Consider the following 14,411-nt stretch of genomic DNA (forward strand, 5'->3'; position numbering starts at 1 on the left):
ACACCGCCCGCGGCATTGCACCACGAACGGACCCGTTCGAGGCCGGCAGGTCAGTCGACGCGCCAGCCCTTGGCCGCCACCAGGTCGTGAATCTTCTCCAACGAGGTGGCCACATCCTCGCCGGTCGTGTCGATGACATGGGCATCGGCCGCCGGCTTGAGTGGAGCCGCATCCCGCGACGCGTCGCGTTGGTCGCGCTCCACAATCTCACGATATATCCGCTCAAGATTAGCAGCAACACCTTTTTCGGACAACTGCGCGTAACGGCGGCGGGCGCGTTCGTGGGCAGAGGCCGTGATGTAGAGCTTCAAATCCGCCTGCGGGAAGATTACTGTGCCCATGTCGCGGCCATCGGCGACCAGCCCCGGGGGCACCACGAAATCGCGCTGGCGCGCCAACAGCGCCTGGCGGATGGCAGGCAGGGCCGCCCAGCGCGAGGCTGCTTCCGAGACATCGTCGGCCCGGATGGCGTCGGTGACATCCGCGCCCGCCAGCTCGACGCGCTGGCCGGCCCCCGTATCGGGCACAAAGTGTACCGCCAGCCCCTGCGCGATGACGGCCGCGCGCGCCCGGTCGGCGTCGGCACCGGGGTTGAGCCCTTCGCGCAATGCGGACAGGCCCACCAGGCGATACAGGGCGCCGCTGTCGAGCAGCCACCACCCGAGGCCGCGCGCCAGTTCCGAGGCCAGCGTGCCCTTGCCGGCGCCGCCCGGGCCATCGAGCGTGATCACGGGCGCACCGGCGGTCATGATGGTGCCCGCGTCTGGATGTTCAGGCCGGTCTGTGCCGCGAGCTCGACGAAGCCGGGAAAAGAGGTATCGACGTAGTCGCAGTCATCGATGACGATGGGCGCGGACGCCCGCAGCCCCGCCATCGCGAACGACATGGCGATGCGGTGATCCTCGTGGCTGGCGATCTCGCCGCCGCCGAAGGCGTCGCCTTGCGGGCGCCCGACGAGGGTCAGGCCATCCTCGACTTCGTGGCAGTCCACCCCGAGTTGGCGCAGCCCTTGCGCCATCACGGCGATCCGGTCGCATTCCTTGACCCGCAACTCGGCCGCACCGGTCACGCGCGTGGTGCCGGCGGCACAGGCCGCGGCCACGAAGATCGCCGGGCATTCATCGATCGCGAGCTCGACCTCGGCGGCGCCGATGTCGATGCCGCGCAGTTCGGCCGAGCGCACCCGGATATCGGCCACCGGCTCGCCGGCCTGGTCGCGCTCGTTTTCGAGCGTGATATCGGCGCCCATGGCCAGCAGAATATCGATCACACCGCGCCGCGTCGCATTGATGCCGACGCCGCGCAGGGTGATGTCGCCGCCCCTTGCGATCGACGCCCCGACCATGAAAAACGCCGCCGAAGACAGATCCGCCGGCACCTCGACATCGGTGGCCGAAAGCGCCTGGCCACCGGCCAGGGCCACCGTGTTGCCGTCGCGCGCGATCCCGACGCCGAATGCGTCGAGCATGCGCTCGGTATGATCGCGGGAAACCCCCGGTTCGTGCACGCGCGTCGTGCCCTCGGCATACAGCCCGGCCAGCAGCACGCAGGACTTGATCTGCGCGCTGGCGACCGGCGGCGTGTAGTCGATCGCGGCGAGCCGGGCGCCGCCGGTGATCGAAAGCGGGGCCCGGTCGCCGTCGCGGCCCGCGATCTTCGCGCCCATCCGGCGCAATGGATCGATGACGCGCTTCATCGGCCGGCGCGACAGGCTGGCGTCGCCGGTCAACACGGAATCGAAGGCCTGTCCGGCCATGATGCCGGACAGCAGCCGCATCGAGGTACCGGAATTGCCCAGATCCAGCGCCGCCGCGGGGGCATGCAGGCCGTGCAGGCCCATGCCCTCGATCACACGCGTGGCGCCTTCCAGCCCATGCGTCACCCCCATGGCGCCGAATGCGTTCAGGGTGGCAAGGCAATCGGCGCTTTCCAGAAAACCCGAAATACGGCTGGTGCCCCGCGCCAGCGAGGCGAACATGATCGCCCGGTGCGAAATCGACTTGTCGCCGGGCACCGTGACCTCGCCGCTCAACGCGCCCCCGGGTTGTACGTGAAAGGTCCTACCGTTCATCGCTCGTCGCGCTCCCGCTGTGACGCAAACCCATCGCGCGCGGTTTTCGCGCGCTGGAAAACTTCATGAACCCGCCCGTCGTCGCCGGCGGCGATGTCGGCCCGTACCCGCTGGAGCCGTTCGATGTAGGCGTCGAGCGTGTGCAGAACCGGCTCGCGATTGGCGCTGACGATATCGCGCCACAACGCCGGATCGCTAGAGGCGATGCGGGTGAAATCGGCGAAGCCACCGGCCGCATAGGCGAAAATTTCGGTACGCTCGGCCATCGCGGCCAGCGTATCGACCAGGGTATAGGCCAGCACATGCGGTACGTGGCTGGTCGCCGCCAGCACCTCGTCGTGGTGCGCCACCGTCATGTGCGAGACCCGCGCGCCGAGCGCCGCCCACATCGCCTCCACCGTGGCGATCGCCGCCGCCCCGGTCTGTTTGTCCGGCGTCAGGATCACGCGCCGGGCGTTGAACAATGTGGCGAAGCCCGCCTCGATGCCGCTGTTTTCCGTGCCCGCAATCGGGTGACCCGGCACGAAACGCGCCCGCGCCGCGGGCGCGAACAGGCGCTGTGCCGCCCGCACCACGCTGGCCTTGCTGCTGCCGGTATCGGTGACGATCGCCTCGGGCGGTCGCGCGGCGGCGATCTCGCGCAACACCGGGTCGAGCGCGCCCGGGGGCGTGGCCATGACGATCAGATCGGCGTCGGCGACGGCCGGCGCGATCCGGCTGTGGCACGCATCCACCAGATCGAGTTCCACCGCACGCGCCGCATCCGCCTGCTGAACCACGGCGCCGGAAAGATGGCCGGCGTAGCCGGCCACGCGCAGCCCGCGCGCGATGGAACCGCCGATCAAACCCAGCCCCACGATCGCGATACGGTCGATATCGGGCAACACGGCGCCACGGTTCGTCATAGGCCGAGCACGCGGTCGAGCGCCGCGATGAAGCGGTCGTTATCGGCGGCGCCCCCTACGGTCACGCGCAAATGCTTCGGCAGCCCATAGCCGGCCAGCGGCCGCACGATCACGCCTTCATGCAGCAGCGCCTGGTAAACCGGGCGTGCCTCGCGCCCGGTATCGAAGGTGACGAAATTGGCCTGGCTCGGCAGGCAGGCGAGCCCCCGCGCCGCCAACGCATCGCCCAGACGCGCGCGTTCCTGCGTGTTGGACGCAATCGAGCGCGCGATGAAGTCGTGGTCGTCGATGGCGGCGGCCGCGCAATGCAGCGCGAGCATGTTCACGTTGAACGGCTGGCGAATACGATTGAGGAAATCCGCCACCGTGGTCGAACTCAGGCCATAGCCGAAGCGCAGCGCGGCCATGCCGAAGATCTTGGAGAAGGTCCGCGTGATGACGAGATTGTCGTATCGCGCCAGCCAGGCGGCCTCGTCGACCATCGCCGCCTGCGTCTGGTATTCGATGTAGGCCTGATCCAGCAGCACGACCGTCGCCGGCGGCACGCGATCGAGAAATGCCGCCAGCGCGTCGGGCGTGGCCCAGGTGCCGGTCGGATTGTTCGGGTTGGCGATGAACACCACGCCGGTGTTGTCGTCGATCGCCGCGAGCATGGCGTCCAGATCGTGCCCGTAGGGCATCTCACCATCGCCGGGCAGCGCCGGCACTTCGCGCACGTCAGCGCCCACGGCACGCGCGACGATCGGGTAGACCGCGAACGAATGCTGCGAGACCACCGCGTTCTTGCCCGGGCCGAGAAACACCCGTCCGGTGAGCTCGAGGATGTCATCCGAGCCATTGCCGAGCGTAACGCGGTCGGGCTCGACACCATGACGCGCGGCAATTTTATGCTTGAGTTCGTAACCGCTGCCGTCCGGGTAGCGGTACAGATCGCCCTCGAAATTCGCCAACGCCGCGCGTGCGGCCGGCGCGGTGCCGAGCGGGTTTTCGTTGGAGGCGAGCTTGATGATCGAGGTCAGACCCAGCTCGCGCTTGAGGTCCTCGATCGGCTTGCCCGGCACGTAGGCGGACAGCCCGTGAATTCCGGCGTGGGCCTGTTCGGACAGGGTTTTCGGCATGACGCTATCTCGACGTGACAATCGACACTACTCGGCCTCGCGCCCGATCGAGCGCGGGTACGAGCCCAGAATCTTGAGCATGACGGCCTCGGACTCGATCGACTCGATCACGCGGCGGACCGGCGCATCGTCGGCGTGGCCTTCGATGTCGATGAAGAAGTTGTAGTCCCAGGCTTGGCGGCGCGACGGACGCGACTCGATGCGGGCCAGATCCACCCCGGCATCGGCGGCCGGCGCGAGCAGGCGATAGAGCATGCCCGGCCGGTTGCGGATCGACACCAGGATCGAGGTCATGTCGTTGCCGGACGCGGCCACATGCTGCGTGCCCAGAACCAAAAACCGCGTGGTGTTGTTGGGCTCGTCCTCGATGTTCGAGGCCAGGATCGGCAGGTCATAGAAATCGCTGGCCGCGCGCGCGGCGATCGCGGCCGCGGCCGGGTCCCCGGCCACGCGCCGCGCGGCCTCGCCATTCGAGGCCACCGCTTCGCGCACCACACCCGGCAGGTGCGTATCGAGCCAGTTCCGGCATTGCGCCAGGGACTGGGCATGGGCGACCACACGCTTGATGCCGCCGAGCCCGGCGGCATGCGACAACAGATGATGATGCACCGCCAGCGCCACTTCGCCGCAGATCGACAGCCGACTGCCGACGAGCTGGTCGAGCGTGTGTGTGACCACGCCTTCGGTCGAGTTCTCCACCGGCACCACGCCGAAGTGGGCATTGCCCGCCTCCACATCGCGGAAGATATCGCCGATTGCCGGTTTCGGCGACGCCAGCACCGCATGCCCGAAATGCTTGTAGACGGCGGCCTGGGTATAGGTGCCCTCGGGCCCGAGATAGGCCACGGTCATCGGTTTTTCCAGCGCCAGGCAGGCGGACATGATCTCGCGCATGATGCGCGCCACGGCCGCATCCGGGAGCGGCCCCGGGTTGCGCGCGGCGACGCGCTCGAGAACCTGGGCCTCGCGTTCCGGCCGATAGAAATCCGTGCGGCCGGCGGCCTGCTTGATCCCGGCGACCTTGAGCGCGACGCCCGCGCGCTCGTTGATCAGCGCATGGATCCGCTGATCCAGTTCGTCGATTTTCGCGCGCGCATCGGCGAGCGCCTCGTCATCGGATGGTGTGCTCATGGCCTGGGGCCTGTTGACGTTTGGAACGGCGCCGCGTTATGGCCCTGACTCGCAGCGACCGCGGCGCGGGACGCCGAGTGGGGTGGTTTTCAAGAACAGAATCGATCCGCCGGCACCAACAAGGCGCCATGGCGAACACGCCCGCGAGGGCGGCGGTCATTCTGCCACAATCCGCTGCGACCGCTCGCCGGCAGCGCGACGTCTTGCCCGGAGATGAGCGCGCCGACCCCGGGCCCGGCCTATTCCGCGGACCGCGGCCGGCATCCGCGCGCATCACCGACCGGGCCCTGGCATGGATTGCGGGCCGCGCCGAGCGCGGCCCGCAACGGGCACGGGGTCAGCCGGCGTTGCGACCGATCGCGCCCAGATAGCGCACGCAGAGCACGCCGGAGATATCCGCCAGCTCGTCCAGCGCGGCCTGAGCCACGTCGGCATCGACATCCACCATCGACAAGGCGATCTCGCCCTTCGACTTGTTCAGCAGGTCGGCAATGTTGTGGTTGTGGCGTGCCAGCGCGGAGGTGATCTGACCGACCATGTTCGGCTGGTTCTTGTTGATCACCACGATACGGTGCGCGTTCGCCGTCGGCGGCATGATCGCCTCGGGGAAATTCACCGAGTTACGGATATTGCCCACCTCCAGCCAGTCACGCAGCTGGTCGGCGATCATGATGGCGCTGTTGTCCTCGGCCTCGTCGGTGGAGGCGCCCAGGTGCGGCAGCGTGATCACCTGATCGTGGGCCCGCAGCTTCTCGGACGGAAAATCGCAGACGTAGTACTTGAGATGGCCTTCGGCCAGCGACGCGAGCACCGCGTCTTCATCGACGATCTCGGCACGCGAGAAGTTCAACAACACCGCGCCCCGGGGCATCAGCTTGAGCCGTTCGGCATTGACCAGCGCGCGCGTTCCTTCGACCAGCGGCACGTGCAGGCTGACGAATTCCGAGCCGGACATCAGGTCGTCCACCGACAGGGCCTCGGCCACGCCGGCACTCAGGCGCCAGGCATTGTTGATGGTGATGCCCGGATCGAAACCGGAGACATCCATGCCAAGCGCCTGCGCCGCATTGGCGACGTTCACACCCACCGCGCCAAGGCCGACCACCCCCAGCGTACGTCCCGGCAACTCGACGCCCTTGAACTTCTTCTTGCCGGCTTCAACCTCTTTCTTGAGATCCTCGCCGGTCGAGGTGAGCGCCTCGACATAGCGCCAGGCGCCGAGAATGTTGCGTGCCGACAGGAGCATGCCGGACAGCACCAGTTCCTTGACCGCATTCGCATTCGCGCCGGGCGCATTGAACACGGGCACGCCGCGCTCGGTCATCCGGTCGATGGGAATATTGTTCACGCCGGCACCGGCGCGCCCGATGGCGCGTACGGAGGCCGGAATGTCCATGTCGTGCATGTTGGCCGAGCGCAGGATGATGGCATCCGGCTCGCTCATTTCCGACGCCACTTCGTAGATCTCGCGCGGCAGCTTGTCGAGGCCACGGGCAGAAATGCTGTTGAGGGTTTGAATCTTCAGGCTCATGACAATCCTTGTTGAAGGCAATCCTGGAAACGGGGCCCCAAGGGCCGCGGTCAGGGGCCGCCGGCCTGTACCGAGGGCATCCCGGGCGGTGCCGGCGACGACGCCCGGGCCGGTGCACGGCCCGGGTCATCGTCCCGGGCTAACCGTTGGTCCGGGCAAACGTATCCATGAAATCGATCAAGGCATCCACACCGGCTTCCGGCATCGCGTTATAGATCGATGCGCGCATGCCGCCAACCGAGCGATGCCCCTTGAGCGTCGACAGACCGGCCGCCTCGGCTTCGGCCAGGAACTGCTTGTTCAGGGTATCGTCGGCCAGCAGGAACGGCACGTTCATGCGCGAACGCACGGCCGGGTCCACCGGGTTGGAGTAGAAGTCCGAGGTGTCGATGTAGTCGTAGAGCTTGGACGACTTGCGGATATTGAGCTTCTCGATCGCTTCCAGGCCGCCCTGGTTCTCCAGCCACTCGAAGGTCAGGCCGCAGATGTACCAGGCATAGCAGGCCGGCGTGTTGAGCATGGAATCGGCGTCGCGCTGCTGCTTGTAGTTGAGCACCATCGGGCACGATGCCTGCGCCTGTTCCAGCAGATCGTTGCGCACGATCACCATCGTGATGCCGGCAGGGCCCGCGTTCTTCTGGGCACCGGCATAGATCACGCCGTATCTGGATACGTCCACGGGGCGCGACAGGAAGTTCGACGACATGTCCGCGACCAGCGGCGCGTCACCGACGTCCGGCACCTGCTGGAATTCCACGCCCTGGATGGTCTCGTTCGGGGTGAAATGCAGATAGGCCGCGTTCGAGGACAGGTTCCAGCCCGAAACCGCCGGGATCGAGGTGAACCCGTCGGCCTCGCCGGAGGCGGCGAGGTTGGCCTCGCCGTACTTGCCGGCTTCCTTGATGGCCTTCTTGCCCCAGTTGCCGGTGACGACGTAATCGGCCGTATGCTGCTCGCCCATCAGATTCAGTGGCACGCCGGCGAACTGGCCGGCCGCCCCGCCCTGCAGGAACAGCACGCTGTAATCATCCGGCACATCGAGCAGACGGCGCAGCCGCGCGGTCGCATCCTCGGCAATCGATACGAAGGCCGGGCCGCGATGGCTCATTTCCATCACGGACATGCCGGTGCCCTTCCAGTCGAGCATCTCGGCCTGGGCTTTTTCCAGCACTTCGACCGGCAGGGTCGCGGGACCTGCGCTGAAGTTATACACACGTGACATGAAACCACTCCTCGTGGAAAACAAAGCGGGCGCGCCCGCCGACATCAATTCTCGTCGGGCGCTTCGGGGGCCTCGGTCTCGCCGTCGCCGTCGCCGGGCGCGGCTTCGTCGTCCGCGTCCTCGACCGCAATGCGATCCACGCCGACCAGGCGCTGATCGTCGGCCACTCGAATAATACGTACGCCCTGGGTATTGCGGCCCAGCACGGAGATCTCGGAGACCGCCGTTCGAATGAGCGTCCCCATGTTGGAAATGAGCATGATCTCGTCGTCTTCGGACACCTGGGTGGCGCCGACCACCGCACCCGTCTTGTCCGATTGCTTGAGCGCGAGCACGCCCTGGCCGCCCCGGCCGCGCAGCGGATAGTCGTCCACCGGCGTGCGCTTGCCGTAGCCGTGTTCGGTGACGGTGAGAATCTCGCCGTCGCGCACGACGATCAGGCCAATCACGGCCGCGGATTCGTCGTCCTCGGGCAGGCGGATGCCGCGCACACCGGCGGCGTTGCGGCCCATCTGGCGTACGTCCGCCTCGGCGAAGCGAATGACCTTGCCGGCCGAGGTGAACAACATCACCGTATCCTGCCCGCCGGTCCGGTCGACGCCGACCAGGGCGTCGTCGTCGCGCAGATCGATGGCGATAATCCCGTTGGTGCGCGGCCGCGAGAACTGCTCCAGCGCGGTCTTCTTGACCGTGCCGTTGCGGGTGGCGAAGAACACGTTCTCGTCGGTGCTGAAATCCTTGATCGGCAGCACTTCGGAAATGCGCTCGCCGGACTCCAGCGGCAGCAGGTTCACGATCGGCTTGCCGCGCGCGCCGCGGCCGGCACTGGGCAACTCGTACACCTTGAGCCAGTACGCCTTGCCGTGCGACGAAAAGCACAGCAGCGTGTCGTGGGTGTGGGTTACCCACAGTTTCTCGATGAAGTCGGCGTCCTTGGTCTTGGTCGCCGACTTGCCGCGGCCGCCGCGGCGCTGGGCGCGATAGTCGTCCAGCGGCTGGCTCTTGACATAGCCTTCGTGCGTCAGTGTGACGACCACATCCTCGGGCGAGATCAGATCGGCGGTGGTCAGATCCAGATGATCATCCAGGATCTGGGTCTTGCGCTCATCGCCGTATTCGTCGCGTACGGCGACCAGTTCGTCGCGAATGACCTCGAACAGGCGCGCCATCGACGACAGGATCTCAAGATAATCGGCGATGTCGGCGAGCAGCTTCTCGAACTCCTCGACGATCTTGTCCTGCTCGAGCCCGGTCAGCCGATGCAGACGCAGATCGAGGATCGCCTGGGCCTGGGTTTCGGTGAGCCGGTAGCGGCCGGAGTCCTGCAGCCCGTAGTGGCGCGACAGATCGATCGGGCGCGAGGCATCGGCACCGGCGCGCTCGAGCATGGCGTTGACCTGTCCGGGCGCCCATTCGCGCCCCATCAACCCTTCGCGGGCCTCGGCCGGGCCGGAGGAGGCCCGGATCAGGGCGATCACTTCGTCGATATTGGCCAGCGCGACAGTCAGCCCTTCCAGCACATGCGCCCGCGCACGCGCCTTGGCCAGTTCGTACTGGGTGCGCCGGGTGACGACCTCGCGCCGGTGCCGGATGAAGGCTTCCAGCATCTGCTTGAGGTTGAGCGTGCGCGGCTGGCCGTCGTCGAGCGCGACCATGTTGATGCCGAACACGGTCTGCATCTGCGAATGACGATACAGATTGTTGAGCACCACCTCGGGGGTTTCCCCGCGGCGCAGCTCGATCACCATGCGCATGCCGTCCTTGTCGGACTCGTCGCGCAGCTCGGTGATGCCCTCGACGCGTTTTTCCTTGACCAGCTCGGCGATCTTTTCCAGCAGCCGCGCCTTGTTCACCTGGTACGGCAGCTCGGTGACCACGATCGCCTGCTTGCCGCGTTCGTCGACATCCTCGAAATGCGCCCGTGCCCGGGTATAGATCCGCCCGCGGCCGGTCTCGTAGGCCTCGCGAATGCCCGAGGCGCCATTGATGATGCCCGAGGTGGGGAAATCCGGGCCCGGGACGTGTGCCATCAGCTCGGCGATGGTCACGTCTTCGTTATCCATCACCGCCAGGCAGGCGTTGATGATCTCGCGGATGTTGTGCGGCGGGATGTTGGTCGCCATGCCCACGGCGATGCCGGTGCCGCCGTTGACCAGCAGGTTCGGCAGCCGGGTCGGTAGCACCGCCGGCTCTGATTCCGACTCGTCGTAATTCGGAATGAAATCGACGGTGTCCTTGCCGATGTCGGCCAGCAGCTCGTGGGCGAGCTTCGACATGCGCACTTCGGTGTAGCGCATCGCCGCCGGCGCGTCGCCGTCGACCGAGCCGAAGTTGCCCTGGCCGTCGACCAGCACGTAACGCATGGAGAAATCCTGCGCCATGCGAACGATCGTGTCGTAGACCGCCGAGTCGCCGTGCGGATGATATTTACCGATCACGTCGCCGACCACGCGGGCGGACTTCTTGTACGGCCGGTTCCAGTCGTTGGACAACTCCTGCATCGCGTAGAGCACGCGACGATGCACCGGCTTGAGGCCGTCGCGCACATCGGGCAGCGCACGCCCGACGATCACGCTCATCGCATAGTCGAGATACGACTGGCGCATCTCGTCTTCCAGGTTGATCGAAAGGATCTCTTTTGCGACGTCGGCCATAGGCTAGTTCAAGTTGGCGATCCGGCGCGCAGTCGCGGTCGGCCGGCAGTATCGGAAAGCTCCCGAAACCTGCCTGTCGACCGGGCCCGAAAGACCTCTGCGCGAAGCGCGATATGATACCACAGCCATTGCCATTGGCCGGCCGCGACGCTGTCCGGGATGCGGCCCGTCCGGTAGCATCGGCGCGCCGGCGCCCCGCGCCGCCGAATGGCCGCTCATTCATCGCCCGAAGCGAGGCAAGATCTTGTCCGAAACCATCATTCACGCCCGCTGGATCGCCCCTGTCGATGGCACGCATCGATGGCTCGAAAATCATGCCGTAGTGGTCAGCCAGGGCCGCATCGCGGCTATCCTGCCACGCGAGCAGGCCGGGCCCGCCTATCCGGACGCGGAAGTAATCGAGCGTGGGCGTCATCTGCTGGTGCCCGGCTTCATCAATGCCCACACGCATGCGGCGATGAATCTGATGCGCGGGGTGGCCAACGATCTCCCGCTGATGCCCTGGCTGCAGCAGCATATCTGGCCGCTGGAATCGGAATTCATGTCGAAGGTATTCGTCGCCGACGGCACCGATCTGGCCATGGCGGAAATGATCCGCGGCGGCACGACCTGCTTCAACGACATGTATTTCTTCCCCGATGTCGTGGCCGAGCATGTCGACCGCGCCGGGATGCGTGCGGCCATCGGCATGATCCTGATCGATTTCCCCACGGTCTGGGCGGCCACGCCGGATGAGTATGTCGACAAGGGCCTGGCCGTGCACGACGCCTGGCGCCACCACGAGCGCATCATCACCCCGTTCGCCCCGCACGCGCCCTACACCGTGTCCGACGGGCCGCTGGCCAAGATGCGCACCTACGCCGACGAAATGGACGTACGGGTACACATGCACATTCACGAAACCGCATTCGAGGTCGACAGCGCCGTGGCCGAGCACGGCCAGCGGCCGCTCGCGCGTCTCGATGCGCTCGGCCTGCTCACGCCGAATCTGCTGGCCGTGCACATGACTCAGCTCACCGCGGCCGAGATCGAGCGCTGTGCCGCGGCCGGCGTGCACGTGATTCATTCGCCGGAATCCAACCTCAAGCTCGCCAGCGGCCTGGCCCCGGTGCAAAAACTGCGCGATGCCGGCGTCAACGTGGCGCTGGGAACTGACGGCGCGGCCTCCAACAACGATCTCGACATGATCGGCGAAATGCGCACCGCCGCGCTGATCGGCAAGGTGGCCGGCAACGATGCCGCCGCCGTCTCGGCCGACGCCGTGCTGGAAATGGCCACGATCGCCGGCGCGAGAGCGCTCGGCATCGCCGACCGCACCGGCTCGATCGAGGTCGGCAAGGCCGCCGATCTGGCCGCCATCGATCTCGGCGAGCTGGAGACGCGGCCGGTATTCGACCCCATCGCCGCCCTGGTCTACAGCGCGAACCGCCAGCAGGTCACCGACACCTGGGTCGCGGGCCGCGCCCTGATGCGCGACCGCCAGCTGACCACGCTGGATATCGACGACCTCATGCACCGCGCCGACGCCTGGGCCGATAAACTGGCCGCATTCCGCGCCCAACCGGAGAATGATCGTCATGCCGAGTAATCAGCAAGCCGAACTGGATAAGTTCGACGCCATGGCCGCCGACTGGTGGGACCCGAGCGGCCACATGCGGCCGCTGCACGACATCAACCCGCTGCGCACGGCCTATATCGAGCACCGGGCCGGCGGCCTTGCGGGCAAGCGCGTGCTCGATGTCGGCTGCGGTGCCGGTCTGCTCGCCGAGGCCATGGCCGCGCGCGGCGCACGCGTCACCGGGATCGATCTGGCGCAACAGGCGGTGGAAGCGGCGCGGCGCCATGCCGAGCAATCGCGGCTGGACATCGATTATCGCGTGGTCTCGAGCCGTGATCTCGCGGCCGAACTCGCCGGTGCGTTCGACATCGTGGTCGCCTACGAAATGCTCGAGCACGTCGACGAACCCGCGTATGTGGTCGACGACTGCGCCCGGCTGACGGCAGCTGGCGGCCATACCTTCTTCTCCACCATCAATCGCACGCCGAAGGCCTGGGCGCTCGCGATCGGTGGCGCCGAGTATGTGCTCGGCCTGTTGCCACGCGGCACCCATGAATACGCCAAGCTGATCAGGCCCGCCGAACTGTCGGCGTACTGCCGGCACGCCGGCCTCGACGTGGTCGACATCAGCGGCATGCGTTACAACCCGCTGACCCGCCACGCGGCCCTCGGCGCGCGGCCGGATGTGAACTACTTCGTGCACGCACGCCGCAACGGGGACGCCTCTTGATCTCGGCCGGCCAACGCAGTGTGCTGTTCGATCTGGACGGGACGCTGATGCATACCGCGCCCGACCTGGTCGGCGCGCTCAACGACATGCGCCGTGCCGACGGCCTGGACCCGATGCCGGAAGACGTGCTCGCCCCCTACTGCTCCTACGGCGGACGCGGCCTGCTGGGCCGCGGCTTCGACCTCACGCCGGCAGATGCCGGGTATCGCGAGGCCTACGATCGCTTCATCGCGCGCTATCGCCAACGCATGACGCAGGAGAGCCACCCCTACGACGGCATCCGCGAGCTGGTCGCGCGCCTGGGTGCCGCGGATCTGGCCTGGGGCGTGGTCACCAACAAGATCGAGGCGCTGGCGGTGCCATTGATCGAACACACCGCCTTCGACCCGGCCCCCGGGTGCGTCATCGGCGGCGACACGGCGGGCGTATCCAAGCCCGATCCGCGGCCGATCCTGCTGGCCTGCGAGCGCATGGGCGTCGAGCCGTCGCATTCGGTCTACGTCGGCGACTCGGATCGCGACATCCTGGCCGGACGCGCGGCCGGCATGCCGACGATCGCGGCCAGCTACGGCTATGTGCCGCTGGATGACGATATCGCGCAGTGGCAAGCCGATGCCGTGGTCGCTACGCCGGCCGAACTGTGGGAGGCGATTCAGCGACTGCAGGCCGCCGCCTGATTGTCACCGAACCGGGTCCGGCGTATCGCCGGCCTGTTGGCGGCCGTGCGCACAGGTCAGCGCCAGCACACAGCGCGCGCAGTCCGGTGCCCGCTTGTGGCAGCGCTGCTTGGCGTGGGCCACGATCAGCGCGTGCAACTCGTCGCAGAACGCGGCGGTGGCACGTGCTCCTACGGCCGTCTCGATCGACGCGCGCAGCCGTTCGTAGCGCCGCGGCCCCTGCCACAGCCCGTAGCGCTCGAGGATTCGAAACGCATACGCATCGGCGATAAAGCGTGGCCGGTCGAAGGCATAGAGCGCGATCACGTCGGCGGTTTCCGGGCCGATGCCGTGCAATGCGCGTAGTTCGCGGCAGAGGGTGGCCGTATCCAGCACCTCGATCGCGGCAAAACCACCGCGTGCCACGAACCAGCGACACAACGAGCGCAGCCGCTCGGCCTTGATCCGGTGCGGGCCGGCCCGCCGGATCAGGCCCGGCAGTTCATCGTGCGCCAGGATCGCCTCGGGCGTCAGCGCACCGGCTTCGCGCAGCGCGGCGATGGCGATCTCGACGTTGGTCCAGGCCGTGTGCTGGGTGAGCACAGCGCCGACCAGGATTTCGAAGCGTGGATTGGCCCGGTCCTGGGTCGGCCACCAGTGTTGCGGCCCATAGGCCGCGGCCAGGCGATCGTGGAAATCCACGATGGCGGCGGCGGTCGGGATCGTACCGGCCGCGCCCGACGATTTCTTCTCTTGTGAAGACATTTATATCCGCAGATCAACGCAGATTCACGCCGATCAAGAAAGCGCACATGCGCTGAACTCGACTGGCATT

Annotated in this window: 12 protein-coding genes; 3 read left to right on the top strand and 9 right to left on the bottom strand. The window is 67.0% G+C overall.

Features of this window, described 5'->3' with window-relative positions:
- Nucleotides 1–50: 50 nt before the first annotated feature.
- The 8 genes from cmk to gyrA form a co-directional block, all read right to left on the bottom strand.
- Nucleotides 51–749 carry a (d)CMP kinase gene (gene cmk, locus ACS8Y6_RS09040; protein ID WP_440855429.1) on the bottom strand — a complete coding sequence of 233 codons (699 nt, stop codon included), beginning with the start codon at nt 747–749 and terminating at the stop codon, nt 51–53.
- Nucleotides 746–2,071: a 3-phosphoshikimate 1-carboxyvinyltransferase gene (aroA, locus tag ACS8Y6_RS09045; RefSeq protein WP_440851211.1), complete on the bottom strand. Its 1,326-nt coding sequence runs from the start codon at nt 2,069–2,071 to the stop codon at nt 746–748. Before aroA ends, cmk begins: the two co-directional genes overlap by 4 nt.
- Nucleotides 2,068–2,976: a prephenate dehydrogenase gene (locus ACS8Y6_RS09050; protein ID WP_440855430.1), complete on the bottom strand. Its 909-nt coding sequence runs from the start codon at nt 2,974–2,976 to the stop codon at nt 2,068–2,070. The genes aroA and ACS8Y6_RS09050 overlap by 4 nt, the downstream gene beginning before the upstream one ends.
- Nucleotides 2,973–4,094, bottom strand: coding sequence for a histidinol-phosphate transaminase (hisC, locus tag ACS8Y6_RS09055; RefSeq protein ID WP_440851209.1), 1,122 nt, complete (start codon nt 4,092–4,094; stop codon nt 2,973–2,975). The genes ACS8Y6_RS09050 and hisC overlap by 4 nt, the downstream gene beginning before the upstream one ends.
- Before the next feature lie 27 nt (nt 4,095–4,121).
- Entirely contained in the window at nt 4,122–5,225 is a 1,104-nt protein-coding gene (pheA, locus tag ACS8Y6_RS09060; protein ID WP_440851208.1) for a prephenate dehydratase, read from the bottom strand.
- Between the two features lie 337 nt (nt 5,226–5,562).
- Complete coding sequence (locus ACS8Y6_RS09065) at nt 5,563–6,756, bottom strand: phosphoglycerate dehydrogenase (protein ID WP_440851207.1); 1,194 nt, start codon at nt 6,754–6,756, stop codon at nt 5,563–5,565.
- A 139-nt stretch (nt 6,757–6,895) separates the two neighbouring features.
- Nucleotides 6,896–7,978, bottom strand: a complete 1,083-nt coding sequence (gene serC / locus ACS8Y6_RS09070) for a 3-phosphoserine/phosphohydroxythreonine transaminase (protein ID WP_440851206.1) — start codon at nt 7,976–7,978, stop codon at nt 6,896–6,898.
- Between the two features lie 44 nt (nt 7,979–8,022).
- On the bottom strand, nt 8,023–10,632 hold the full coding sequence (gyrA, locus tag ACS8Y6_RS09075) for a DNA gyrase subunit A (RefSeq protein ID WP_440851205.1): 2,610 nt from the start codon (nt 10,630–10,632) through the stop codon (nt 8,023–8,025).
- A 241-nt stretch (nt 10,633–10,873) separates the two neighbouring features.
- Here gyrA and ACS8Y6_RS09080 point away from each other — a divergent pair, with 241 nt between their 5' ends.
- The 3 genes from ACS8Y6_RS09080 to ACS8Y6_RS09090 are packed head-to-tail and all read left to right on the top strand — an operon-like array spanning nt 10,874 to nt 13,597.
- Nucleotides 10,874–12,220: a TRZ/ATZ family hydrolase gene (locus tag ACS8Y6_RS09080; RefSeq protein ID WP_440851224.1), complete on the top strand. Its 1,347-nt coding sequence runs from the start codon at nt 10,874–10,876 to the stop codon at nt 12,218–12,220.
- Nucleotides 12,210–12,920 carry a bifunctional 2-polyprenyl-6-hydroxyphenol methylase/3-demethylubiquinol 3-O-methyltransferase UbiG gene (gene ubiG / locus ACS8Y6_RS09085; RefSeq protein WP_440851204.1) on the top strand — a complete coding sequence of 237 codons (711 nt, stop codon included), beginning with the start codon at nt 12,210–12,212 and terminating at the stop codon, nt 12,918–12,920. The genes ACS8Y6_RS09080 and ubiG overlap by 11 nt, the downstream gene beginning before the upstream one ends.
- On the top strand, nt 12,917–13,597 hold the full coding sequence (locus ACS8Y6_RS09090) for an HAD family hydrolase (RefSeq protein ID WP_440851203.1): 681 nt from the start codon (nt 12,917–12,919) through the stop codon (nt 13,595–13,597). The genes ubiG and ACS8Y6_RS09090 overlap by 4 nt, the downstream gene beginning before the upstream one ends.
- Before the next feature lie 3 nt (nt 13,598–13,600).
- On the opposite strand, the gene ACS8Y6_RS09095 is transcribed toward ACS8Y6_RS09090, so the two are convergent.
- Nucleotides 13,601–14,341 carry an endonuclease III domain-containing protein gene (locus ACS8Y6_RS09095; protein ID WP_440851202.1) on the bottom strand — a complete coding sequence of 247 codons (741 nt, stop codon included), beginning with the start codon at nt 14,339–14,341 and terminating at the stop codon, nt 13,601–13,603.
- Nucleotides 14,342–14,411 lie beyond the last annotated feature (70 nt).

Origin of the sequence: Salinisphaera sp. RV14 (assembly GCF_052044135.1) — a bacterium.
Lineage (GTDB): Bacteria > Pseudomonadota > Gammaproteobacteria > Nevskiales > Salinisphaeraceae > Salinisphaera.

What these genes read in the sequence shown, in the direction of transcription:
- cmk (WP_440855429.1), bottom strand. Translation starts at nt 749, where the DNA reads ATGACCGCCGGTGCGCCCGTGATCACGCTCGATGGCCCGGGCGGCGCC.
- aroA (WP_440851211.1), bottom strand. Translation starts at nt 2,071, where the DNA reads ATGAACGGTAGGACCTTTCACGTACAACCCGGGGGCGCGTTGAGCGGC.
- ACS8Y6_RS09050 (WP_440855430.1), bottom strand. Translation starts at nt 2,976, where the DNA reads ATGACGAACCGTGGCGCCGTGTTGCCCGATATCGACCGTATCGCGATC.
- hisC (WP_440851209.1), bottom strand. Translation starts at nt 4,094, where the DNA reads ATGCCGAAAACCCTGTCCGAACAGGCCCACGCCGGAATTCACGGGCTG.
- pheA (WP_440851208.1), bottom strand. Translation starts at nt 5,225, where the DNA reads ATGAGCACACCATCCGATGACGAGGCGCTCGCCGATGCGCGCGCGAAA.
- ACS8Y6_RS09065 (WP_440851207.1), bottom strand. Translation starts at nt 6,756, where the DNA reads ATGAGCCTGAAGATTCAAACCCTCAACAGCATTTCTGCCCGTGGCCTC.
- serC (WP_440851206.1), bottom strand. Translation starts at nt 7,978, where the DNA reads ATGTCACGTGTGTATAACTTCAGCGCAGGTCCCGCGACCCTGCCGGTC.
- gyrA (WP_440851205.1), bottom strand. Translation starts at nt 10,632, where the DNA reads ATGGCCGACGTCGCAAAAGAGATCCTTTCGATCAACCTGGAAGACGAG.
- ubiG (WP_440851204.1), top strand. Translation starts at nt 12,210, where the DNA reads ATGCCGAGTAATCAGCAAGCCGAACTGGATAAGTTCGACGCCATGGCC.
- ACS8Y6_RS09095 (WP_440851202.1), bottom strand. Translation starts at nt 14,341, where the DNA reads ATGTCTTCACAAGAGAAGAAATCGTCGGGCGCGGCCGGTACGATCCCG.